The sequence below is a fragment of the Ensifer sp. 22460 genome, from assembly GCF_052044935.1.
Taxonomy (GTDB): domain Bacteria; phylum Pseudomonadota; class Alphaproteobacteria; order Rhizobiales; family Rhizobiaceae; genus Ensifer.
Genome location: NZ_JBQENZ010000002.1, coordinates 70,702 through 94,059, shown reverse-complemented (window position 1 = coordinate 94,059; position 23,358 = coordinate 70,702). Strand labels below are relative to the sequence as shown.

General features: G+C 63.2%; 20 protein-coding genes. 9 read left to right on the top strand and 11 right to left on the bottom strand.

Annotated elements, in window-relative coordinates; genetic code table 11:
* Positions 1–40: 40 nt before the first annotated feature.
* From ACTJKM_RS02705 to xylA, 3 genes are all read right to left on the bottom strand, one after another.
* Positions 41–1,222 carry a Gfo/Idh/MocA family protein gene (locus tag ACTJKM_RS02705; protein ID WP_058326869.1) on the bottom strand — a complete coding sequence of 394 codons (1,182 nt, stop codon included), beginning with the start codon at positions 1,220–1,222 and terminating at the stop codon, positions 41–43.
* Between the two features lie 302 nt (positions 1,223–1,524).
* Positions 1,525–2,577: a sugar phosphate isomerase/epimerase family protein gene (locus ACTJKM_RS02700; protein ID WP_058326870.1), complete on the bottom strand. Its 1,053-nt coding sequence runs from the start codon at positions 2,575–2,577 to the stop codon at positions 1,525–1,527.
* 289 nt (positions 2,578–2,866) lie between these two features.
* Positions 2,867–4,177: a xylose isomerase gene (gene xylA, locus ACTJKM_RS02695; protein ID WP_440659914.1), complete on the bottom strand. Its 1,311-nt coding sequence runs from the start codon at positions 4,175–4,177 to the stop codon at positions 2,867–2,869.
* A gap of 29 nt (positions 4,178–4,206) precedes the next feature.
* Here xylA and ACTJKM_RS02690 point away from each other — a divergent pair, with 29 nt between their 5' ends.
* Positions 4,207–4,695, top strand: coding sequence for a nuclear transport factor 2 family protein (locus ACTJKM_RS02690; RefSeq protein WP_375293082.1), 489 nt, complete (start codon positions 4,207–4,209; stop codon positions 4,693–4,695).
* 38 nt (positions 4,696–4,733) lie between these two features.
* Here the strand turns inward: ACTJKM_RS02690 and xylB are convergent, their stop codons facing one another.
* From xylB to ACTJKM_RS02665, 5 genes are all read right to left on the bottom strand, one after another.
* Entirely contained in the window at positions 4,734–6,188 is a 1,455-nt protein-coding gene (xylB, locus tag ACTJKM_RS02685) for a xylulokinase (protein WP_058326872.1), read from the bottom strand.
* A gap of 62 nt (positions 6,189–6,250) precedes the next feature.
* On the bottom strand, positions 6,251–7,288 hold the full coding sequence (locus ACTJKM_RS02680) for a LacI family DNA-binding transcriptional regulator (RefSeq protein ID WP_058326873.1): 1,038 nt from the start codon (positions 7,286–7,288) through the stop codon (positions 6,251–6,253).
* Between the two features lie 165 nt (positions 7,289–7,453).
* The gene (locus ACTJKM_RS02675) at positions 7,454–8,527 is read right to left on the bottom strand and encodes a metallophosphoesterase (protein ID WP_058326874.1); all 1,074 of its coding nucleotides are present in this window, start codon (positions 8,525–8,527) and stop codon (positions 7,454–7,456) included.
* Between the two features lie 127 nt (positions 8,528–8,654).
* Positions 8,655–10,244: a DHA2 family efflux MFS transporter permease subunit gene (locus ACTJKM_RS02670; protein WP_113513696.1), complete on the bottom strand. Its 1,590-nt coding sequence runs from the start codon at positions 10,242–10,244 to the stop codon at positions 8,655–8,657.
* A 54-nt stretch (positions 10,245–10,298) separates the two neighbouring features.
* On the bottom strand, positions 10,299–11,507 hold the full coding sequence (locus ACTJKM_RS02665) for an HlyD family secretion protein (protein WP_058326875.1): 1,209 nt from the start codon (positions 11,505–11,507) through the stop codon (positions 10,299–10,301).
* 187 nt (positions 11,508–11,694) lie between these two features.
* Here ACTJKM_RS02665 and ACTJKM_RS02660 point away from each other — a divergent pair, with 187 nt between their 5' ends.
* The 3 genes from ACTJKM_RS02660 (at position 11,695) to ACTJKM_RS02650 (ending at position 14,176) form a co-directional block, all read left to right on the top strand.
* Positions 11,695–12,363: a TetR/AcrR family transcriptional regulator gene (locus ACTJKM_RS02660; protein WP_373419944.1), complete on the top strand. Its 669-nt coding sequence runs from the start codon at positions 11,695–11,697 to the stop codon at positions 12,361–12,363.
* Positions 12,364–12,474: 111 nt separating this feature from the next.
* A complete protein-coding gene (locus ACTJKM_RS02655) occupies positions 12,475–13,314 on the top strand; it encodes a GyrI-like domain-containing protein (protein WP_440659913.1) in 840 nt (279 codons plus the stop codon).
* 112 nt (positions 13,315–13,426) lie between these two features.
* Positions 13,427–14,176, top strand: coding sequence for a TerC family protein (locus ACTJKM_RS02650; RefSeq protein ID WP_058325287.1), 750 nt, complete (start codon positions 13,427–13,429; stop codon positions 14,174–14,176).
* Positions 14,177–14,414: 238 nt separating this feature from the next.
* On the opposite strand, the gene ACTJKM_RS02645 is transcribed toward ACTJKM_RS02650, so the two are convergent.
* Both ACTJKM_RS02645 and ACTJKM_RS02640 read right to left on the bottom strand, forming a co-directional pair.
* Positions 14,415–14,795 carry a VOC family protein gene (locus ACTJKM_RS02645; RefSeq protein WP_058326876.1) on the bottom strand — a complete coding sequence of 127 codons (381 nt, stop codon included), beginning with the start codon at positions 14,793–14,795 and terminating at the stop codon, positions 14,415–14,417.
* 224 nt (positions 14,796–15,019) lie between these two features.
* Positions 15,020–15,367 (bottom strand): ArsR/SmtB family transcription factor, encoded by a 348-nt coding sequence (locus ACTJKM_RS02640; protein WP_058325288.1) that lies wholly within the window; start codon positions 15,365–15,367, stop codon positions 15,020–15,022.
* A 257-nt stretch (positions 15,368–15,624) separates the two neighbouring features.
* On the opposite strand from ACTJKM_RS02640, the gene gltX reads away from it, so the two are divergent.
* Together gltX and lysS are read left to right on the top strand one after the other, a co-directional pair.
* Positions 15,625–17,082, top strand: a complete 1,458-nt coding sequence (gene gltX / locus ACTJKM_RS02635; RefSeq protein ID WP_058326877.1) for a glutamate--tRNA ligase — start codon at positions 15,625–15,627, stop codon at positions 17,080–17,082.
* 10 nt (positions 17,083–17,092) lie between these two features.
* Entirely contained in the window at positions 17,093–18,589 is a 1,497-nt protein-coding gene (gene lysS, locus ACTJKM_RS02630; RefSeq protein WP_057254539.1) for a lysine--tRNA ligase, read from the top strand.
* A gap of 96 nt (positions 18,590–18,685) precedes the next feature.
* Here lysS and ACTJKM_RS02625 read toward each other — a convergent pair whose 3' ends face one another.
* Positions 18,686–19,345, bottom strand: coding sequence for a hypothetical protein (locus tag ACTJKM_RS02625; RefSeq protein WP_057254817.1), 660 nt, complete (start codon positions 19,343–19,345; stop codon positions 18,686–18,688).
* A gap of 261 nt (positions 19,346–19,606) precedes the next feature.
* Between ACTJKM_RS02625 and ACTJKM_RS02620 the strand changes: the two genes are divergently transcribed.
* The 3 genes from ACTJKM_RS02620 (at position 19,607) to ACTJKM_RS02610 (ending at position 23,283) form a co-directional block, all read left to right on the top strand.
* Positions 19,607–20,560 carry a nucleoside hydrolase gene (locus ACTJKM_RS02620; RefSeq protein ID WP_057254538.1) on the top strand — a complete coding sequence of 318 codons (954 nt, stop codon included), beginning with the start codon at positions 19,607–19,609 and terminating at the stop codon, positions 20,558–20,560.
* Positions 20,561–20,648: 88 nt separating this feature from the next.
* The gene (locus ACTJKM_RS02615; RefSeq protein WP_057254816.1) at positions 20,649–21,659 is read left to right on the top strand and encodes a ligase-associated DNA damage response exonuclease; all 1,011 of its coding nucleotides are present in this window, start codon (positions 20,649–20,651) and stop codon (positions 21,657–21,659) included.
* 4 nt (positions 21,660–21,663) lie between these two features.
* A complete protein-coding gene (locus ACTJKM_RS02610) occupies positions 21,664–23,283 on the top strand; it encodes a cisplatin damage response ATP-dependent DNA ligase (RefSeq protein ID WP_057254537.1) in 1,620 nt (539 codons plus the stop codon).
* Positions 23,284–23,358 lie beyond the last annotated feature (75 nt).

Here is a 23,358-nt window from a genome sequence, read left to right as displayed (position 1 = left end):
GGCGGGAATGCCCCACCCTTTCGCCGGTTCTTGTGCTCCGCTACACCTTTACCCACGCACCATTTCGTTTGGATGACTGGACGCAGGCGTCGACGAAGACCATGCCCTTCATGCCATCATCGATGGTCGGATAGGTGACGGCCGGATCGACCTTTTCGCCCTTGCGCTTGGCGAAAATGGCGCGTGCCGCTTCGGTGTAGATATTGGCGAAGCCTTCGAGGTAACCTTCCGGATGACCGGACGGGATCCGGCTGACGCGGTTTGCCGCAGCACCCGCCCCGGCACCTGCCCGGGTGAGCAGTCGCTTCGGCTCGCCGAACGGCGTGTGCCAGAGATAGTTCGGGTCCTTCTGTGTCCATTCGAGCCCGCCCTTGGTGCCGTAGACGCGCACCATCAGGCCGTTCTCGTGGCCGGGCGCGACCTGGCTGCACCAGAGCAGCCCCTTGGCGCGCTCACCGTCCTTTGCCTTGAAGCGCATCATCACATGTGCATTGTCGTCGAGCTGACGACCGGGAACGAAGCTGTCGAGATCGGCCGAAAGCTCCTCCAGCTCGAGGCCGGAGACGAAGGCGCCGAGATTATAGGCGTGCGTGCCGATATCGCCGGTCGAGCCGCCGGCGCCCGAGCGCGCCGGATCGGTGCGCCAGGCCGCCTGCTTCTGGCCGGACTGCTCGATATTTTCGGTCAGCCAGTCCTGCGGATATTCCATCTGCACCAGCCGCACCGCACCGATCTCGCCATTGGCCACCATCTCGCGCGCCTGCCGCACCATCGGATAGCCGGTGTAGTTGTGCGTCAGCACGAACAAGGCATCGCTGTCCTCGGCCGCCTTTTTCAGCTTCTTGGCGTCGGCAAGCGTCGAGGTCAGCGGCTTGTCGCAGATCACGTGGATGCCGCGCTTCAGAAACTCCTTGGCAGCGGCGTAGTGAACGTGGTTCGGCGTGACGATGGCCACCGCCTCGATGCCGTCCTTCAGCTTCGCCTCGCGGATCGCCATCTGCTTGAAGTCGGAATAGACGCGCGACGGGTCGAGCCCGAGCTCGCGGCCCGAGCTTTCCGCCTTTTCCGGCGTCGACGACAAGGCGCCCGCCACCAGTTCAAAGTGATCGTCGAGCCGTGCCGCGATACGATGCACCGCACCGATAAAGGCGCCGGAGCCGCCCCCCACCATGCCGAGCCGGATGCGGCGCTCGCGCTTCTCGCTCGTTCCTTCGATTGCCATTTGGTTTCTCCCCTGTTTCCGTTCGTGTGTCGTTTGTGTGTTTCGCGTGACCGTTCGCGAGCATTGCCCGTCATCCCGGTGAGGCCCTCCTCATTCGCGCGGTGTGGGCCTGCCCCTCATCCGCCTGCCGGCACCTTCTCCCCGCACGCGGGGAGAAGGGAGATGCCGCACCCGCTCGCCACACAGACCTTGGCAACATGAACCGTAGGAGTAACGGCCAGCGTCGTGCACGTCCCCTCTCCCCGCCTGCGGGGAGAGGGTTAGGGTGAGGGGCAAGCCAAAAGCCGAGCGAGGGGAAATCCTCAAATCCCCAGCATGCGCCGGTTGGCGGCCTCGTCGGTACCGCCGCCGGCGAAATCGTCGAAGGCCTTTTCGGTGACGCGGATGATGTGGTGCTTGACGAAGTCGGCACCCTCGCGCGCGCCATCCTCGGGATGTTTCAGCGCGCATTCCCATTCGACCACGGCCCAGCCCGCAAAATCATTGGCCGCCATCTTCGAAAACACCGCGCCGAAATCCACCTGGCCGTCGCCGAGTGACCGGAACCGCCCGGCCCGGTTGACCCAGCCCTGGTAGCCGCCATAGACGCCCTGGCGTCCGGTCGGGTTGAACTCCGCATCCTTGACGTGGAACATGCGGATGCGGTCCTTGTAGATGTCGATGTTGTCGAGATAGTCGAGGCACTGCAGCACGTAGTGCGAGGGGTCGTAGAGCATGCAGGCGCGGGCGTGGTTGCCGGTGCGCTCCAGGAACATCTCGTAGGTGATGCCGTCGTGCAGGTCCTCGCCCGGATGGATCTCGTAGCAGACGTCGACACCACAGTCCTCGGCATGGTCGAGGATCGGTTTCCAGCGCTTCGCCAGTTCGTCAAAGGCGGTCTCGACGAGGCCGGCCGGCCGCTGCGGCCAGGGATAGACGAAGGGCCAGGCAAGCGCGCCGGAAAAGCTTGCCATCGCATTGAGCCCGAGGTTCTTCGACGCCGTCAGCGCCAGCTTCGCCTGTTCCACCGCCCATTGCTGCCTTGCCCCAGGATTGCCGCGCACCTCGGGTGCGGCAAAACCATCGAAGGCCTCGTCATAGGCCGGGTGCACGGCGACGAGCTGGCCCTGCAGATGGGTCGAAAGCTCCGTCACCTCGACACCGTTGTCGCGCGCCGTGCCGGCAAACTCGTCACAATAGGTCTTCGAGGTCGCTGCCTTCTGAAGATCGATCAGCCGCGCGTCCCAGCTCGGGACCTGCACGCCTTTGTAGCCGCAGTCGGCCGCCCATTTGGTGATCGCGTCCCAGGAATTGAACGGTGCCGCATCGCCGGCAAATTGCGCAAGAAAGAGCCCTGGACCCTTGATCGTCTTCATCCCGATTTTCCTCCCGATGAAACGGCCATTGATGATGTCGGCCTATCCGGTCAGTCGGCGACAAGGAGGTACAATGGCACCTTGTTTTCGCCACAACTGGCGGACCTGAAACGTTGCAGGCGCCAAAGCTAGCAGATTTTTAACAGGGGGCAACTGGCGAAGGCGCAGATTCCCGAGAGATTTGTAATCGATTTCATATTGCAGCCCACCTGCGTCGCCGACACCCGCAGTCGCCGCAAACCGGCGGCCCGGAGAGACCGGGCCGCCGCGAGCAACCTCGCGAGAGTGCTCAGACGTAGCGGTTGACGACGTTTTCGAGCAGTTCCTGCTTGCCGGACTTCGGCTGCGGGTTGAGATCCGATTTCAGCACCCAGGCTTCGATCTCCTCCAGCGAGAAGCCGCCGTCGAGCATCTTCTTGGCTTCCGGCACCTGCCAGCCGGCATAGCGCTGATTAAGCGGTGCCGAGAGCGCCTTGTCCTCGATCATCTTTGCCGCTGCCTTCAGACCACGGGCGCAGCAATCCATGCCGCCGATGTGACCGATCAGCAGGTCTTCCGGGTCGATCGACTGGCGGCGCAGCTTGGCATCGAAGTTGGTGCCGCCGGTCTTGAAGCCGCCGCCTGCGAGAACCTGGTAGTAGGCGAGCGCCATCTCCGGCACGTTGTTCGGGAACTGGTCGGTGTCCCAGCCGGACTGGTAGTCGTTGCGGTTCATGTCGATCGAACCGAAGATGCCAAGCGCATTGGCAAGCGCCAGCTCGTGCTCGAAGGAGTGGCCGGCGAGGATCGCGTGGCCCTGTTCGATATTGACCTTGACCTCGTTTTCCAGACCGTAGTTCTTCAGGAAGCCGTAGACGGTCGCGACGTCGTAGTCGTACTGGTGCTTTGTTGGCTCCTGCGGCTTCGGCTCGATCAGGATCGCGCCCTTGAAGCCGATCTTGTGCTTGTACTCGACGACGAGATTGACGAAGCGGCCGAGCTGGTCGAGTTCGCGCTTCATGTCGGTGTTGAGCAGCGTCTCGTAGCCTTCGCGCCCGCCCCACAGCACATAGTTCTGGCCGCCGAGGCGCTTGGTTGCGTCGAGGCAGGTCTTCACCGTTGCCGCGCCAAAGGCAAAGACATCCGGGTCCGGATTTGTCGCGGCACCCGACATGTAGCGCCGGTTGGAGAAAAGGTTGGCGGTGCCCCAGAGCAGATTGACGCCGGTCTCGGCCTGCTTCTTCTCGAAGTGATCGACGATATCGTTGAGGTTCTTCGTGTTCTCCGCAAAGCTCCTGCCTTCCGGGCGCACGTCGGCGTCATGGAAGCAGTAGAAGGGCACGCCGAGCAGGTTGAAGAATTCGAAGGCGACGTCGGCCTTCAGCTTCGCCGCGTCCATGGTGTCCTTGAACCAGGGGCGCTCGAAGGTCTGGCCGCCGAAGGGATCGCCGCCCGGCCAGACGAAGGTGTGCCAGTAGGCGACGGCAAAGCGCAGGTGATCTTCCATGCGCTTGCCGAGAACAACCTCGTCCTTGTTGTAATGACGGAAGGCAAGCGGGTTGGCGCTATCAGGGCCTTCATACTTGATCTTGGCGATATCGCCGAAAAATCCTGTGCTCATGGGTTTGGCTCCTCTCAAGGATGATGCGAATGGGATGGATTTCGGCCGGCGTCGCCCGTTCGATAGGCGCGGCCATTACGTGGAAGGTAATTGGTTTCATTCCCTCGTCCGGCGATAGCTGGGGCATCGAAACGCCAAACGAAAGGAACACTTCGATGCACGACTTCAACGCCATCGCCGAAGCCTACATTGCCGCCTGGAACACAACCGACGCCGCCGCCCGCTCTGCGCTGATCGAGAAGGCGTTCACCGCCGACGTCGCCTACCGCGACCCGATCATGCAAGGCGACGGCCACGCCGGCATCGATGCGCTGATCGCCGGCGTCCACGGCCAGTTCCCCGGCTTCCGCTTCACGCTGAAGGGGGCTGCGGACGGTTATGCCGACACGATCCGCTTTTCCTGGGCGCTCGGCCCGGAGGGCGTTGCCTCGGTTATCGAAGGCACGGATGTCTGCCAGATCGAGAACGGCCGCCTGAAGACGATCACCGGCTTTCTCGACAAGGTCCCCGCCCGCTGAGCGGCCGGCACCCGAACCGGATCTGCGGTGCAGCGTCGTCACGACGCCGCACCCTTGATCGCCGGATAGAGCCGGCGATAACGCTGATAGGTCTCCTCGTAGACCGAAACCAGCGACGCCTCGGGCGCGATGGTTTCGGCAGTGAGCGGCGCATAGCAGGTGGCGACGGGATCTGCACCCGTAGCGGCAATCAGGCCCAGGCGGGCTGCCCCGAAGGCGGCACCGAAATCGCCGTCGGCAGGCAGATCGACCGGCAGGTCGAGTGCCGTGGCGATCGACTTCAGCCAGTAGCGTGAGCGCGAGCCGCCGCCGATCGCGGTTACCCGCGACAGCGTCGTGCCGGCGGCGCGAAGGGCCTCCAGGCTATCGCGAATGGCGAAGGACACGCCTTCCATCACCGCCTGGGCCAGCACCACGCGGCTGCTTTCATGCCCTAGCCCGACGAAGGCGCCGCGGATCGCCGCATCGTTGTGCGGCGTGCGCTCGCCCGAGAGATAGGGAAGGAAGGTGACGCCGGTCGGCGCCTTCAGGTCATCACCAAGCTCGGCGCTCAAATCGGCAGCACTGAGACCGGCGATGCCCGAGTACCAGTTGAGCGCATCGGTCGCCGACAGGATGACGCCCATCTGGTGCCAGGTGTTCGGCAGCGCATGGCAAAAGGCGTGTACGGCGCTTTCCGGATTGGGCAGGTAGCTCGCATTCGCGGCAAAGAGCACCCCTGAGGTGCCGAGCGAGACAAAGGCATGTCCCTCGCCGACGGTGCCCATGCCGCAGGCAGACGCCGCATTGTCACCGGCACCGCCGGCAACCACGACGTCGCCGGCAATGCCCCAGCGGGCCGCGAGTTCCGAACGCAGCCCGCCAGCCGCCTCGGTGCCTTCGACCAGGCTCGGCATCTGCTTCTCGTCCATGCCGGTGGCGGAAAGCAGGCTCTCCGACCAACGGCGCTTGCCGGTGTCGAGCCAGGCGGTGCCGGCCGAGTCCGACATTTCCGACATGTGCTCGCCGGTCAGCCACAGGCGCAGATAGTCCTTGGGCAGCAGCACCCAGCGCACTTTGGCGAAGATCTCGGGCTCGTTGGCCCGCACCCAGGCAAGCTTCGGCGCGGTGAAGCCCGGGAAAACGATATTGCCGGTAATCGCGCGGAACTGCGGGTCCGCGTCGAGTGCTGCCGCCTCGCGGAAGCTGCGGGTGTCGTTCCAGAGAATGCAGGGCCGAAGCACCCGGTCGTCGGCGTCCAGCAGTGTCGCGCCGTGCATCTGGCCGGAGAGGCCAATGCCGCGCACCGCCGCAAGCTCCGCCGGGTGGGTCGCTTTCAGCCCGGCAATCGCCTCCTCGGTCGCCCGCACCCAGTCCGCCGGGTCCTGCTCCGACCAGCCGGGATGTGGCCGCGAAACGTCGAGCGCGCCGGAGGCCGAACCGATGATGCGCTGGTCGCCATCGATCAGCATTGCCTTGACGCCCGAGGTACCGAGATCCAGTCCGAGATACATGCTTGCCTCCATTGAGCAATTCCAGACCGGTTTGCCGTCTGGAACTGCGCAGTTCCAAATCGTTACGCCGGCTCGACCGGCAGGTTATCCCTAAGGAAAATCTCGATACGGATGCGCTCCTGCGCCCCGATCACCGATAGACCATCCGCACGGGCCTTCAGCACGCGGATGGCGCTGCGCACCTCATGGCCGGCATCCTGGTTGAGGAGCGCGTCCAAGGTGCCGGAGGCGAGTGCCGCGCGACTATGCGGTGTCAGCTCGTGCGCGATGGCGCAAATATCAGCCTGACGCCCGGCCTTTTCGAGTGCCGCGATCAGGCCGCGATTGCCGGCGCCGAGACTGTAGATGCCGGCGAGGTCCGCATGATCGGCGACAAGCCCCGAGACGAGGTTTTCGACTTCGGCGGGATCGTCATGACCCTCGACGACGGGCAGAAGCCGGCGGCCCGGGGCGCTTTCGGCCATCGCCGCGCTGAAACCTTCGAGGCGATCACGATGGTCGCGCACCAGCATCGCGCCGGCGACGATCGCGACCGATCCTTCGCGACCGCTGAGGAAACGCCCCATCAAGGTGCCTGCGGTCCGGCCGGCGGCGATGTTGTCGACGCCGGCAAAGTGATCACGCGACGATCCCGGCAGATCGGAGACCAGCGTCACCACAGCAATGCCGTCTTCGCGCAGCCGGTCGACAGCCGCAACGACCTCGGGCGCATCGATCGCAACCACGGCGACGCCGGCAGGGGCGAGTGTCCGCGCCTTTTCCAGTGCCGCGGCCAGGGCCGCCCTATCGAAGGCCGGCACGGAGAGCACGGTGATTGCGGTGCGCTCGACCGCAGACCGCACTTTCGCCGCTTCCACCTCGGCCGCAAGGCCGCGCATGAAGGTGTTGTCGCCCTCGGGCAGAATGAAGACCAGCGGGTAAATGCGGCTCTTGGCAAGATTGGCGGCGGCGACGTCGCGCACATAACCGAGCGTCGTTATGGCGCGTTCGACCTTGTCGCGGGTGACGCCACGCACGCCCGGGCGGTTGTTCAAAACCCGGTCGACGGTGGCGAGGCTGACCCCCGCTTCTGCAGCGATATCGTGAACTGTCGGACGCATGTTTTCCTCCGGGTTCTGCCTTTAGAGGAATTTCTGATGTACGTAAATCAGGAATCTTCAAAGCGGCGAAAACAGGCGTCCGTGCGCCGGCGGAAAGACGGCACGCTGTCACTTTAAACGATTGATTCTGATCGATTTAACGAATGTTGTGACACTTGCCAGATATTAGGCGAGCCGCTTGCTGAAAGCCGCAGTAAACGTGACCTCTCCGTGCGCGGAACCAGCCTCGGCCAACACAACATCCATGAAACCGTCCGTGACACGCACGATCGCAAAACCGCCCATATAGGCCGCCTTCGGCTTGATGAGGTCGAGCCCGCCCTGCCGGTAGATCATTGCGGTTTCGTGCTGGTGTCCGTGGAACAGGCCGATGACGTTGTAGCCTTTGAGGATATCGAGCAGTGCCTGGCGCTGGCCGACACTCCACCAGTGCGGCGCGCCGTCACCGGTGTCGTCAAAAGTCTTCAAGTTGGCATCCCAGACCTCCGTCGAAAACGCGTCCCAGCCATAGTGCTGGAACAGTATGACGGGCCGGCCATCGCCGGCATAGGCAGCCAGATCCTGTTTCAGCCAGGGCAGCGCATTCACCGCGCCTTTCGTCTCATCGCCGCCGAAGCGCTGCAGCTGCACAAGGTGCAACCCGCCCCAATCCCAGGAGTAGCAGTCCGAAAGCGGGTCGTAGTTGGTCACCGGCACCGGCGGCTTGTAGAAGACCGTCTGGCGATGATTGAGCTCGACATAATCGCGCAGCTCGCGGCGATACCAGTCGATATGCGGCGGCGGGCCGTCCTGGTCGAGGTCATGATTGCCGAGCCCGACGAATACGGGCATGTGGACGCGATCGCTCCCTGCCCCTTCCTGATAGCGGCTGGAGAACTGCTGCAGCTGCCGCCCTTCCCGCGGCTGGCGTACCTGGCCGCCGCCGTCGTCGGTGATGTCACCGCCAAGCACCAGGCCGAGTGGCTTGCCGATCTGCCGTCCGGCACTTGCGAGACCGCTCGGCTTGCCCGCGACCGTTTCCGGCCAGCGCATGGCATGCACGGCGTTCAGCGCCGCCACATGGCGCAGCAGGTTCGCGTCGGTCTTGCCTTCCGCCGCGCAGTTCGGCGCGAGCCCCTCGATCGAGACGAGGCAGGCATGGATGTCGTTGGAAAACAGGAAGGTCGCATCGATGGCTGGAATGGCGGCGCGGGCGCGAGGGGCCGCAAGCGCCGCCGCGAGACCGCCCAGGCCTACCATGAAAGATCGCCTCGAAATGCCGGCCGAAACCCATTGCCGCATGCCACCGCCCCCACCTTGCACGGACGGGAGTGTGCCGCAAGGCGTGGTTCCCGTAAACCGAGAGCCACGCCCTAAACGAGGCGTTCTAGTGACCGCCGCCGCTGGGGCCGGCGCCCTGCGGCTTCTTGATCATCATCACACCGAAGATCAGCGACAGGAACAGCACCGTCAAAAGCACGAAGATATCGCCGAAGGACAGGATGACTGCCTGCTTCTGCGCCATGGCGGCAAGCTGCTTGACGGCGATCGTCGTGCCGTCGAGACCATGGGCGTTGAAGTTGGCGGCCATGTTGTTGAACCGCTCCATCGCCTCCGGATTGCCCCACTGAACATGCTCGGCAAGGCGCGCATAGTGGAAGTCCTGGCGCTGGGTCAGGATCGTGTTGATCACCGCGAGCCCCACCGCACCGCCGAGGTTTCGGGTGAGGTTGAAAAGACCAGAAGCGCCGCGCATGCGCGCCGGCGGCATGGTGCCGAGCGCGATGTTGTTGATCGGCACCATGCAGAGCATCAGCCCGACGCCGCGCAGAATCTGCGGGATGAACAGCTCGTAGAAGTCCCAGTCGGCGGTGAGATGGCCCATGATCCAGGTGCCGGCGGCAAAGCTGGTAAAACCAATCGTCATCAGCACACGCGGATCGAGCTTTCCCGAAAGGATGCCGGCGACCGGCGCCGTGAAGAACATCGCAAGGCCCGAGACGAACATGGTCTCGCCGATCATCAGCGAATCGTAGCCGCGGATGCGACCGAGATAGAGCGGATAGAGATAGGTGAGGCCATAGAGCCCGATGCCCATGACGAAGGAGAACATCGAGCCGAAGGCGAAGTTGCGGTTGGCAAAGGCCCTGAGGTCGACGACCGGGAACTCCACCTTGAAGGCCCGATAGAAGAACACGATGGCGGCGATTGCCGAAGCGACTGCGCCCATCACGATGTGCTCGTCATTGAACCAGTCGTTGGTGTTGCCTTCTTCCAGCACGTACTCCAGCGCGCCGAGGAAAATCGCCATCGAGGCCAGGCCCCACCAGTCGAACTTCTTGAACAGGCCGAGCTCCGGCTTGTCGAAATCGATGAAGGTCCAGGTGAGCGTGGCGACGATGATGCCAGGGATGACGTTGACCAGAAACAGCCAGTGCCAGGAGAAAGCGTGGCTGAGATAGCCGCCGACCGTCGGCCCGATCGTCGGCGCCAGCGTCGCGATCAGGCCGATGATCGGCGAGACGATGTTGCGCTTGGACGGCGGGAAGATGGTGAAGGCCGCCGCAAACACCGATGGGATCATGCCGCCGCCGATGAAGCCCTGGATGGCGCGATAGACAATCATCTGGTCGATGTTCGTCGCCGTTGCCGCAAGCGCGCTCGCCGCGGTGAAGCCGGCGGCCGAAACCGAGAACAGCACGCGCGTCGAGACGATGCGCGCCAGCGTTCCCGACAGCGGGATCATGATGACTTCGGCGATGAGATAGGAGGTCTGCACCCAGCCGATCTCGTCCGAGCCGGCCGACAGGCCCGCCTGGATTTCGGCGAGCGAGGCCGAGACGATCTGGATGTCGAGGATGGCCATGAACATGCCGACGACCATGGCGAAGAAGGCGATCAGCCTCTTCGGATCCATATGTTCCTCGACCTTCGGTGCGGCGGCCGCCACCGAACCTGCTGTTGCCGTTGCGGCCATCTCAGCCACTCCTTGCAAAGGCGCGCCTTGAGGCGCGCCGGCGTTTGGGCCTGATTACTTGGTGGCGGCGACCTTGGTCTGATCCGGCGCCGTGCGCGTGTCGACGTCGACGACGACACTCAGGCCCGCGCGCAGGTGTCCTTCGGCCAGCACGTCGGCCGGGAGCGTGATGCGCACCGGCACGCGCTGGATCACCTTGGTGAAGTTGCCGGTGGCGTTTTCGGCCGGCAGCAACGAGAAGACCGAACCGGAGGCTGGCGAAATCGAGGCAACGGTGCCTTCGATCGCGTGATCCTCATAGGCGTCGACATGGACCTTGACCTTGGAGCCCGGCACCAGATGGGCGATCTGGGTCTCCTTGAAATTGGCGTCGATGTAGAGCTGGTCGACCGGAACGAGGGCAGCGAGCCGCTGGCCGGCTGAAACGAGATCGCCAACCTGAACCGCCACGTTGCCGACGATGCCGTCATAGGGCGCCTTCAAGACGGTGAAGCCGAGGTCGCGATTGGCCTTGTCGCGCGCAAGCTCGAGCGAGCGGATCTCGCTTTCGGCTTCGGTGCGCTGGGCTTCGAGAACCGTGATGCTCGCATTGGCAGCGGCGATGTTGGCATCGGCGCCGGCAAGGTTCGCCCGTGCCTGGTCGAGCGCCACATCGGCGTTGTCAAGCGAAGCGACGGTGCCAACGGCCTTGGACTGGAGGTCGCTTGCGCGCTTCTGCGCAAGCTCGGCGCCGCGCACCGTCGCTTCGAGAGCCTTCTTCTGCGCTTCGGTCTGGGCCAGGCTCGCCTTGGCACCGGCAATCTGCGCATCGAAACGGCTGAGTGCAAGTTTCTGGGTGGCAATCTTTGCCTCGGCCTGCTCGGCAGCGATACGATAATCGCCATCGTCGAGGGTAACGAGAGGATCGCCGGCCTTCACCTTCTGGTTGGCGACGGCATCGACCTTGGCGACGTATCCCGAAACCTTCGGCGAAATCGTCGCGATGTCGCCTTCGATATAGGCGTCATCGGTCGAGACCATGAAGCGGCCATTGGTCCACCAGTCGTAGCCGAACCAGGCGCCGGCGGCGAGAAGCGCCAGACCGAGCACCGGAACGATGGGCTTGCGCGCCTTCTTCGGCGGCTGCGCCGCTTCTGCGGGAGCCTGGACAGCGGCCTGCTCCGCCGCAGGCGCCTTTGCCTCAAGCGCGGTTTCCTGCTGCACTTCAAAATTCTCGTCGACTGGACGGACGCGAGCAGCGCTGGATGTGTTGGATGCGGACATTGGGCACCGGCCTGGTTAAAGATTGCTGAACGAACTGAACCGTTCGGTTCGATCGAGCTTGACATAGGCCCTTTCTGGTCGCATATCAAGAGGAAATCGAACCACGCGGTTCGATGACTGAAATTTAATGCAAGCAGGACGGAAACAAGCGACCACCATGAGCACGGTGAAGACCGGAACCCAGGACATGATCCAGCCGAATGTCGGCCAGGACGAAGATCTCTTTTCGATGGGCGGCCGCCACGCCGCCGGCGAGGACCCCGCCAAGCGCGAGCAGATCCTCGAAGGTGCCCGGCGCGCCTTTCTGAGCCAGGGTTTCGACGCTGCCAGCATGAACGACATCACCCGCGAGGCCGGCGTCTCCAAGGGTACGCTCTACGTCTATTTCGAGAACAAGGAAGACCTGTTCAAGGCTCTGATCATCAAGGGCAAGACCCGGGTGGTCCAGACCGCCAAGCACGCGCTCAACGATCACGACGACGTCGAGGAATCGCTCTACGATTTCGGCGTGACGCTGACGACCAGCATGACGGCCGAAGAAACGATCCGCTCCATGCGCATGGTGATCGGCGTGATCGATCGCATGCCGCATCTGGCCGAGCGCTTCTTCAGCGAGGCGCCGGAAAACGGTTATACCGTGCTCAAGGCCTATCTCGACCGGCAGGTTCCTGCCGGTACTCTGGATATCGACAACACCGAGATGGCCGCCCGCCAGTTCATCGAAATGGCGCAGGCCGGGCTCTTCAAGCACCGCCTGTTCGGCGGCATGTGCACCGCACCGCCGAAGGAACAGATCGAGGCGACGGTGACCGCCGCCGTCCGCGTCTTCATGTCCGCCTACGGACCGAAGAAATAGGACGGCTGGCGCCGAACTCATCCGACCCCTCCGGCGTTACAATCCAGCAATTGCGATCAAGCGCGCCTTCCGGCAAGACCCTATCACCAGGGCGCTGCCAAAGGAGTGATGATGAGTGCCATCGGACGCGCGGTCTGGTTCATCGAGAGCCATTTCGCAAGGGACATATCGCTGGATGAGATCGCCGGGGCCGCTGGCCTCTCGCGCTTCCATCTCTCGCGCGTTTTCGGGCTGGTCACGGGCCGTTCGATCAGCGCCTATATTCGCGGCCGGCGCCTCAGCGATGCCGCTTACGCCCTGGCCGATGGTTCCCTCAGCATTCTTTCGGTAGCCCTCGAAGCGGGCTACAACTCGCACGAGGCTTTCACCCGCGCCTTTCGCGACCAGTTCGGCGTGACGCCCGAGACGGTGCGCAAGCAAAGGCACGTTCGAAACATCGAACTGATGGAGCCTTTAAGAATGGACGATACCCGCCTTCTCAAGATCGACCCGCCGCGCTTCGAAGACAGCCCGCCCCTGCTTCTGGCGGGCCTAGCGGAAACCTGTGCCTACAGCCGCACCGAGGGCATCCCTTCGCTCTGGCAGCGGTTCAACCGCCACTTCGGCAACATAGCCGGCCAGAAGGGCGACATCGCCTACGGCGTCTGCACCCAAAGCAATGGCGAGGCCGGAACCTTCCGTTACATGGCAGCCGCGGATGTCAGCGAAATCGACGACCTGCCGGAGGGCTTTTCGACGCTGAAGCTGCCGAAGCAGCGTTATGCCGTCTTCCTGCACCGCGGCCACATCTCCGCGATCGCCAAGACCGCGGACCATGTCTTCGGCACTTGGTTGCCCGAGTCCGGACTTCAGCACGGCGAAACGCCTGATCTCATCGAACGCTACGACGAGCGCTTCGACCCGCATTCGGGCATGGGCGTCGTCGAACTTTGGATTCCAATCAAATCGTAAACGGTAAAGCGCCGCCGCAAATAGCGGCGGCGCTTGTCACCTCCGCGATGTTTCTTAAATACTTTCGGCGATTCTTGCGCGACGACGCGCCACCCACAAAGGAAGATCGCCGATGCAGGATATCCTGTTGCTTGCCCAAGACCCCGCCGCCTGGGTCGCCCTCGTCACCCTTGTCGTCATGGAGGTGGTTCTCGGCATCGACAACCTGATCTTCATCTCGATCCTCACCAACAAGCTGCCGCTCGAGCACCGCGAAAAGGCCCGCCGCATCGGCATCGGCCTCGCCCTCGTCATGCGCCTTGCGCTTCTCGGCACTGTCGCCTGGATCGTCAAGCTGACGACGCCGGTGTTCGAGGCCTTCGGCCACGGCTTCTCCTGGAAGGACATGATCCTGATTGCCGGCGGCCTGTTCCTCGTCTGGAAGGCGACCAAGGAAATCCACCACAATGTCGATCCGGCCGATCATGGCGAGGACTTCATCGCGTCTTCGGCGATCAACAGCTTCGGCGCTGCGATCGCTCAGATCCTGTTGCTCGACCTCGTCTTTTCGGTCGACAGCATCATCACCGCCGTCGGCATGACGCCGCACCTGCCGATCATGGTCATCGCCGTGATTGCCGCCGTGACCGTGATGCTCGTCGCCGCCAATCCGCTCGCCAACTTCATCGAGAAGAACCCGACGATCGTCATGCTGGCGCTCGCCTTCCTCCTGATGATCGGAACGACGCTGATTGCCGAAGGCATGGGCCTGCATGTGCCGAAGGGTTACATCTACGCCGCCATGGCCTTCTCGGCCCTTGTCGAAATCCTCAACATGGTCGCGCGCAATGCGCGGCTCCGGAAGGCAGGCAAGCTCAACTGACGAGTTGCGCCCACGACGGCCTCATCGCGAAAAGGCCCGCATCGCCGATGCGGGCCTTCTTGTTTGTGGGAGTTCACGAAGAGGCGGGACCGAACCGACCGGCCGTCAACCGCGAGCCTTCAGCGAAAAGCAGGATCGCTCCTCCTCTTTCGCTGAGCCATGCCGGTAGCCCGGCTCCGCGCCTTCTGATTGGACAACGCGTCTCCCGAGGAAACGTTCCGCTGACCTCCGGTCCGGTTCATACGTCTGCGCGATGACCGACTTCGACCAGAATGTTGCCGGGAATGACCACATAGAAGACGTAGGCGCCGTGCCGGTCCTCCGGTGCGATCACCTGGGCGCCGGATCCACGCACCCGCCGGTAGGCGTCGTCGACCTCAGCCCGCGCCGGCAGCAGGAAGCCGACATGATAGGTCTGGGCGCCGAGGTTCACCTGGTCACCACCGCCGAGTGCCGTGATCGGCGGGCTGACGACGAGCACGAGGCCGAAACCGTCCGTCAAGCGATAGAAGGCGTCCTTGCCGCGCTTTTCGACCAGCGTCAGGCCGAAATGGTCGATGAGGAAGGAAGCCGTTTCGGCAACGACGGGGCTATAGAGGTCGATATGATTCAGTCGCATGTTCACAGTCTCCGTGTTCGAGAAACGCGGCGGACTGCGCCGATGTGCATACCCCGCCGCGGACCGATGCGATGGCATCGGAACCACGTCGTGGGTTCGAACGGGACGTTCGAGCAGAGCTTCGTTAGAAAACCGAAGGGACCGGGCTTACCTTATCCGGTCCTGCCTTTTTCGACGCGTCCTGCTTACAGCAGAAAAGCCGGACACGGAAGATGGAATGGCGATCAGTTCTTTCCGGCGTCCGGATCGATGTGCTGGAGTTCCTGCAGATAGGCGTCGAGACGATCGAACTTCTGTTCCCAGAAGCGCCGATAGCTGTCGAGCCAGCTGTTGACGTCCTTCAGCGGCGCGGCCTCGAGCCGGCACGGGCGCCATTGCGCTTCGCGGCCGCGGCTGATCAGCCCGGCGCGCTCGAGAACCTTGAGATGCTTGGACACTGCCGGCAGGCTCATTGCGAAGGGTTCCGCCAGTTCGCCGACCGAGGCCTCTCCGAGAGCGAGGCGAGCGAGGATCGCCCTTCGCGTTGGGTCGGCCAGGGCTGAGAGCGTCGTCGACAAGCGATCTTCCGGCATTTTCTAAAAAACCTTTCAGTTAAATAACCTTTCGGTTCATTATCGCCCAGGGCAGGCAGTGTCAACAAAAACCGGCGTGATCCACTTTCCGTTGACATGATCGGTGTTCTATGGTCTCACGCGAGCCGACTGGAATAGCCTGCCGATACCGCTGTTGCGGCACCCTTGCGGGCCTTTCCTTCCCATAAAATGCGCGCCCCAGCGGTCGGATTTCTTTTCCGGCAAGGGGCGAAAAGCACGTCAGACGGGCAAAGACCATGGCAAATTCAGCAGTCCGGGTACGCATCGCACCCTCCCCCACCGGCGAGCCGCATGTCGGCACGGCCTATATCGCTCTGTTCAACTACCTCTTTGCGAAGAAGCACGGCGGCGAGTTCATCCTGCGCATTGAAGACACCGATGCGACCCGCTCGACGCCGGAGTTCGAACAGAAGGTGCTGGACGCGCTGAAATGGTGCGGGCTCGAATGGTCTGAAGGTCCTGATGTCGGTGGTCCCTATGGCCCCTATCGCCAGAGCGACCGCAAGGACATGTACCGTCCCTATGTCGAGAAGATCGTCGAGAACGGTCACGGCTTCCGCTGTTTCTGCACGCCCGAGCGACTGGAGCAGATGCGCGAGAGCCAGCGCGCCGCCGGCAAGCCCTCGAAGTATGACGGCCTTTGCCTCAACCTTACGGCCGAAGAAGTGACGTCGCGCGTTGCCGCCGGCGAGCCGCATGTCGTGCGCATGAAGATCCCGACCGAGGGCTCGTGCAAGTTTAACGACGGCGTCTATGGCGACGTCGAAATCCCGTGGGACGCCGTCGACATGCAGGTGCTCTTGAAGGCCGACGGCATGCCGACCTACCACATGGCAAACGTCGTCGACGACCATCTGATGAAGATCACCCACGTCGCCCGCGGCGAGGAGTGGCTGGCTTCCGTGCCGAAGCACATCCTGATCTACCAGTATCTCGGCCTCGAGCCGCCCAAATTCATGCACCTGTCGCTGATGCGCAATGCCGACAAGTCGAAACTGTCGAAGCGCAAGAACCCGACGTCGATCTCCTATTACACCGCCCTCGGCTACCTGCCGGAAGCGCTGATGAACTTCCTCGGCCTGTTCTTCATCCAGATCGCCGAAGGCGAGGAGCTGCTGACGATCGAGGAACTGGCGGCAAAGTTCGATCCGGAAAACCTTTCCAAGGCCGGCGCGATCTTCGACATCCAGAAGCTCGACTGGCTGAACGCGCGCTGGATCCGCGAGAAGCTCTCGGAAGACGAGTTCGCTGCCCGTGTGCTTGCCTGGGCGATGGAAAACGACCGCCTGAAGCAGGGCCTGAAGCTCAGCCAGTCGCGCATCTCGAAGCTCGGCGAACTGCCGGATCTCGCAAGCTTCCTGTTCAAGTCCGATCTCGGCTTGCAGCCGGCTGCCTTCGCCGGCGTCAAGTCGACGCCCGAGGAACTGCTCGAGGTCCTCAACACCGTTCAGCCGGATCTCGAAAAGATCCTGGAGTGGAACAAGGAGTCGATCGAAGCGGAACTGCGTGCGGTCGCCGAGCGCATGGGCAAGAAGCTGAAGGTCATCGTGGCGCCGCTCTTTGTGGCGGTTTCCGGCTCTCAGCGCTCGTTGCCGCTGTTCGACAGCATGGAAATCCTGGGCCGCGCCGTGGTACGCCAGCGCCTGAAGGTTGCCGCCCAGGTGGTCGCCTCCATGGTCGGCAGCGGAAAGTAAGGAGAGCACGATGAACGACAAGACCGAGACCACTGGCCTCTCCTCCGACGCAACTGAAGTCCGCGCACAGAAGCTGAAGCTGCTGCGCGAACAGATCGGCGACGTCTATCCGGCGCATTTCCACCGGACGATGAGCAATGCCGAACTCACTGCCAAGTACGAGGGCCTAGAACCGGACACCGAGACGCAGGATGTCGTGACCGTTGCCGGCCGCGTCTATTCCTCGCGCAACTCCGGCATGTTCATGGACATCCATGACGCCTCCGGCAAGATCCAGATCTTCAGCCACAAGGACGTGACGAGCGAAGAGGCCCGCGGCCTGCTGCCGATGATCGACATCGGCGACATCATCGGCGTCACCGGCGTCGTGCGCCGTACCAAGCGCGGCGAGCTGACGATCAACGCCCAGGCGATCACCATGCTCACGAAGTCGCTGCTGCCGATGCCCGAGAAGTGGCACGGCCTCTCCGACATCGAAATTCGCTACCGCAAGCGTCACCTCGACATCATGACCAACGAGGAATCGAAGCTGCGCTTTCAGAGCCGCAGCCGCATCGTTTCCGGCATCCGCCGCTTCATGGAAAACGACGGCTTCATGGAAGTCGAGACGCCGATGCTGCATTCGGTCTATGGCGGCGCCACCGCCGAGCCGTTCAAGACGCATCACAACACGCTGAAGCTCGACATGTTCCTGCGCATCGCGCCGGAACTGTACCTGAAGCGCACGCTGGTTTCGGGTCTCACCGACAAGGTCTTCGAGATCAACCGCAACTTCCGCAACGAAGGCGTCTCCACCCGGCACAATCCGGAATTCACCATGATGGAATGCTACTGGGCCTATGCCGACTACGAGGACATCATGGACCTCGTCGAGCGGCTGTTCGCCGAGCTGGCGATGGCGATCCACGGTTCGACCGAATTTGCCTACGGCGACAAGGAAATCTCCTTCAAGGGTCCGTTCCGCCGCGTGCCGATGCCCGACGCCGTCAAGGAAGCGACAGGCATCGACTTCCTGGCGATGAAGACCGACGAGGAAGCCCGCGCGGCCGCCAAGGCTGCCGGCTTCGAAGTCGAGAAGGACTGGACCTGGGGCGAGTGCCTCGCCTTCATCTTTGAAGAAAAGGTTGAAGGAACGCTGATCCAGCCGGCCCACGTCACGCATTTCCCGAAGGACATCTCGCCCTTCGCCAAGGAAGTGCCGGGCGAACCGCGCCTGGTCGAGCGTTTCGAGACCTATTGCAACGCCTGGGAACTCGGCAACGCCTTCTCGGAACTCAACGACCCGGAAGAGCAGCGCGCCCGCATGGTCGAGCAACTCGAACAGGCGCATGCTCGCGGCGAAAAGGCCAAGCAGCTCGACGACGAGTTCCTCGATGCCATCGACCAGGGCATGCCGCCGGCCGGTGGCCTCGGCATCGGCGTCGACCGCCTGATCATGCTTCTGACCAATGCGCCGTCGATCCGCGACGTCATCCTCTTCCCGGCACGCCGCCAGAAGGCCGACTGATCAAGGTCGCATTGCCACGAACACGAAGGCCCGCCGCACCAGCGTCGGGCCTTTTATTTTCTGATGATGATCCGACGTCTCGGACGCAGCGTGGTCTCAGTGACCGGCCGGCGCCTCGGCCGTCTCCTCCGGTTCGGCCGCATGTTCGGCACCGCCTGCTTCGGCGGTCTTGGCTTCGGCCGGATCCGCGGACGGATCGATGCACGACGAGTGGTCGTCCATCGCTGCCATCATCATGCGGATATCATCCATCGAGAGATCGACCGTCTTGCCATGAAAGACGCCGACGGAATTCGCCGTACCGGCATTATAGGAAGCGCGGAACGTTTCGCTCATTCCAGGCACGCTCTGCGGGCCCGGAGCGAAAAGCACTTCCGCCCCGATTGCGGCTCCGCGAACCTGCGCCCGATCCTCCGGGCCGGCCGCGTCGAGCACGACGACCTGATAGAGATCGGCGCTCTCGGCCTTCGCCAGCGCGCCGACCACACGCAGGGCCGTGCGCATGCGTGCCTCGCCATCGGCGCGATCGGTCTTGACGTGCATGCGGATCCAGCGCTGGCCGTTATGGCTGAGCTTGAGGGTCCGCAGCATCGTGCATTCGAGACCCGATGTATTCGGCTTGGAAAGCCCCGCCATCAGTGCGTCCCGGCTGACATAGACAGCGGCCCCGCCGGATGCGGCCGACACGCCGAAGGCGGCCGCGAGGATGACGAGCAGCCTCTTCGATGGCCGAAACTTGCCGAGGATAGCCTTCACGAGGGTGACTCCGCCGTCATATCCAGGAATTGCAGAAAAGCCCGAAAGGGCGCGCCTCAACATTAGGCGCGCCACCCTTTCGGAAAGTTTAAGCTGCTGCGAGGGAGCCCGCCATGTCTGCCGGTGCAGCGATGTTCCAACGGAAACCGGCCAGGAAGGCGCTCAGTCTCGGCCCAGGCGCCCGCGAGGGAGATTGACTTTCACAGCCATCTTGCCTCCATTGCGGGCCGTCAAACACAAGAACAAGAAAAGAAGAACGCAATGCACAAAGTCATCTTTGATACGGACCCGGGCATCGACGATGCGATGGCGCTGCTTTTCCTGCATCGTCATCCGGCTATCAACCTGATCGGCATCACCACTGTCTTCGGTAATGCCTCGGTCGAAACCACCACCCGCAATGCGCTGTTCCTGAAGCAGCAATGGGGCATCGATGCACCGGTTGCCAAGGGCCTCGACAAGACCTTCGACCCCGACCGTCCGCATGTTGGCTGGCCGACCTTCATCCACGGCGACGACGGCCTCGGCAACATCGATGTCCCGGAGACTGTCGACCTGCCGATCGACCCGCGCCCGGCGCACCGCTTCATCATCGATACGGTCCGCGCCCATCCGGGCGAAGTGACGCTGATCGCCGTCGGCCGCATGACCAACCTGGCGCTGGCGCTGCGCGAGGATCCGGATTTTGCCGCACTCGTGCGCGAAGTCGTCATCATGGGCGGCGCCTTCGACGTCAACGGCAACATCACACCCGCTGCCGAAGCCAATATCCACGGCGACCCGGAAGCCGCTGACGTGGTGATGACGGCCGCGTGGCCGGTCACCGTCGTCGGCCTCGACGTCACCACCCAGACCGTGATGACCAAGGCGATGATCGCCGACATAGCCGAGCGCGGCGGCGAGGCCGGCAAGCTGCTTGCTGACATCTCGAAGTTCTACGTCACCTTCTACGAGCAGCATGTTCCCGATGGCATGGTCGTGCATGACAGCTGCGCCTGCGCCTATGTCGTGGCGCCCGATCTCTTCACCGTCAGAAGCGGATCGATCCGTGTCGTCTGCGGCGGCATTGCCGACGGCCAGACGATCCAGAGCCCCGACAACAGGCTCTTCCCGCCGAGCCCGTGGGACAATCTGCCAAGCCAGAAGGCCTGCATCGACATCGATGCGGCCCGCACGCTGAAGCTGATCAGCGACACGCTTGTCTTGAACGACTGAACCTGATCGAGGCGCGACCGATGTTGCGCCTTGAAAAACTTGAACAAGATGGCTGGCGGACGCGCGTTCGCCGGCTATCTTTATGTCCATGAAACCGGACGCCCTGCTCTATCCCGCCCCCAAGGGTCTCTACTGCCAGATTGGCGATTTCTACATCGACCCGGTGCAGCCGGTCGAAAGGGCGCTCATTACCCATGGCCATTCCGACCATGCCCGCGCCGGCCACGGCCAGGTGCTCGCCACCCGCGAAACCCTCGACATCATGCGCATTCGTTACGGAGATGGATTCTGCGGCACGAGCCAGGCGGTCGAACTCGGGGAAAGGCTGACGCTGAACGGTGTCGAGGTGGGCTTCCATCCCGCCGGCCACGTGCTTGGCTCGGCACAGATCTCAGTGCATGCCAACGGTATCCGCATCGTCGTCTCCGGCGACTACAAACGGCGACGGGATCCGACCTGCACGGGTTTCGAACCGGTTGCCTGCGACGTGTTCATCACCGAGGCCACCTTCGGTCTGCCGGTCTTCCACCACCCGGACGACCGGGCCGAGACGCGCAAGCTGCTCACCTCGCTTACCCAGTTTCCCGAACGGACCCACGTGGTCGGCGCCTATGCGCTCGGCAAGGCTCAGCGCGTCATCGCGCTCCTGCGCGAAGAGGGCTACCACCAACCGATCTTCATCCACGGCGCCCTGCAGCGGCTCTGCGACTACTACCAGAGCCAGGGCATCGATCTCGGCGAACTTCGTCCGGCAACACTTGCCGCCGACGAAAAGCAGGATTTCAGAGGGACCATCGTGATCGGCCCGCCCGCCGCCTTCGCCGACCGCTGGTCGCGGCGCTTCACCGATCCGATCGCCATCTTCGCCTCCGGCTGGATGCTGATCCGCCAAAGAGCGAAACAGCGCGGCGTCGAACTGCCCTTGGTCATTTCCGACCATTGCGACTGGGCTGAGCTGACTGAGACGATCACCGAGATCGCTCCCGGCGAAGTCTGGGTCACGCACGGCCGCGAGGAAGCACTGGTGCGCTGGTGCGAGCTGCAAGGCATCGCCGCCCGCCCGCTGCACCTCGTCGGTTACGACGACGAGGGAGAGTGACGGGATGCACGCCTTCGCCGAACTGCTCGATCGCCTCGTCCTGAGCCCGCAGCGCAACGCCAAGATCCGCCTGCTTGCCGATTACTTCCGGACGGCGCCGGATCCGAGCCGCGGCTACGCGCTCGCGGCGATCGCCGGTACGCTGTCGCTGAACACGGTCAAGCCGGCGATGATCCGGGACCTGCTCCTCGAACGCATGGACGCGGTGCTCTTCCAGTACTCCTACGACTATGTCGGCGACCTCGCCGAAACGGTCTCGCTCGTCTGGGAACCCCCGGTTGGTACGGTTCAATCGGACATCCCGCTGGGTGCCGCCATCGAGCGCCTGCAGATGACCGGGCGCGCCGACGTGCGCAGCGTCGTGCGCGACATGCTCGACCACCTGGACACCTCGGCGCGCTTCGCCTTCCTCAAGCTGGTGACCGGAGGCCTGCGCATCGGTGTATCGGCGAAGCTCGCCAAACAGGCGCTTGCCGACATGGGCGGCAAGGATGTCGCCGAAATCGAGACGCTCTGGCACGGCCTGTCACCGCCCTATCTGCCGCTCTTCCGCTGGCTCTTGGGCGAGGCGGAGAAGCCCGAGCTTTCGACGCCGGCGGTCTTCCACTCGGTCATGCTCGCCAATCCCGTCGGTGAGGGCGATCTCGACGCGCTCGACCCCAGGGATTTCGCGGCCGAATGGAAGTGGGACGGGATCCGCGTACAGCTTGCCAATATAGGCGGCGTCAAACGTCTTTACTCCCGCAGCGGCGACGAGATTTCCGGCGCCTTTCCCGATGTACTCGAAGCCGCCGACTTCACCGGCGTCATCGACGGCGAACTGCTCGTCGGCGGCACGGCACGCACCAATCGCGCAACCCGAAGCTTCGCCGACCTGCAACAGCGCCTGAACCGCAAGACCGTCAGCCACAAGCTTCTCGATGCCTACCCCGCCTTCATCCGCGCCTATGACATTCTCTTTTCGGGCGAAGAGGACGTTCGCCCGCAAGGCTTTGTCACAAGAAGGGCAATGCTTGCCGATCTCGTGGAAAGCGCTGCACCACAGCATTTCGACCTGTCGCCGCTGGTGCCGTTCTCGTCCTGGGAAGAGCTTGACCGGCTGCGCGCCGACCCGCCCGACCCGGTCATCGAAGGCATCATGCTGAAACGGCTCGATTCGCCCTATACGCCCGGCCGTGTCAAAGGGCCCTGGTTCAAGTGGAAGCGTGCGCCCTTTAATATCGACGCGGTGCTGATGTATGCACAGCGCGGTCACGGCAAGCGATCGAGCTACTACTCCGATTACACCTTCGGCGTCTGGACTGTCATCGACGGGAAGGAAACGCTGGTACCGGTCGGCAAGGCCTATTTCGGCTTCACCGACGCCGAGCTGGAGCTTCTCGACCGTTTCGTCAGGGACAACACAACCGACCGTTTCGGACCCGTCCGTGCCGTCAGGGCCGAACCCGATTTCGGTTTCGTCGTCGAGGTCGCCTTCGAAGGCATCAACCGCTCGACCCGGCACAAATCCGGCGTCGCGATGCGTTTCCCCCGCATTGCCCGCCTGCGACAGGACAAGCTGCCGCGCGACGCCGATCGCCTGGAGACACTGCAAGCCATGATCGAAGCCCGGGAAGGCGCGTAGCATCGCGCTATTCATCCGGAAATCTCGGAACACCGGCGACCGCTGAGCGTTGGGAGGGGCTATCAACCGAAAGGT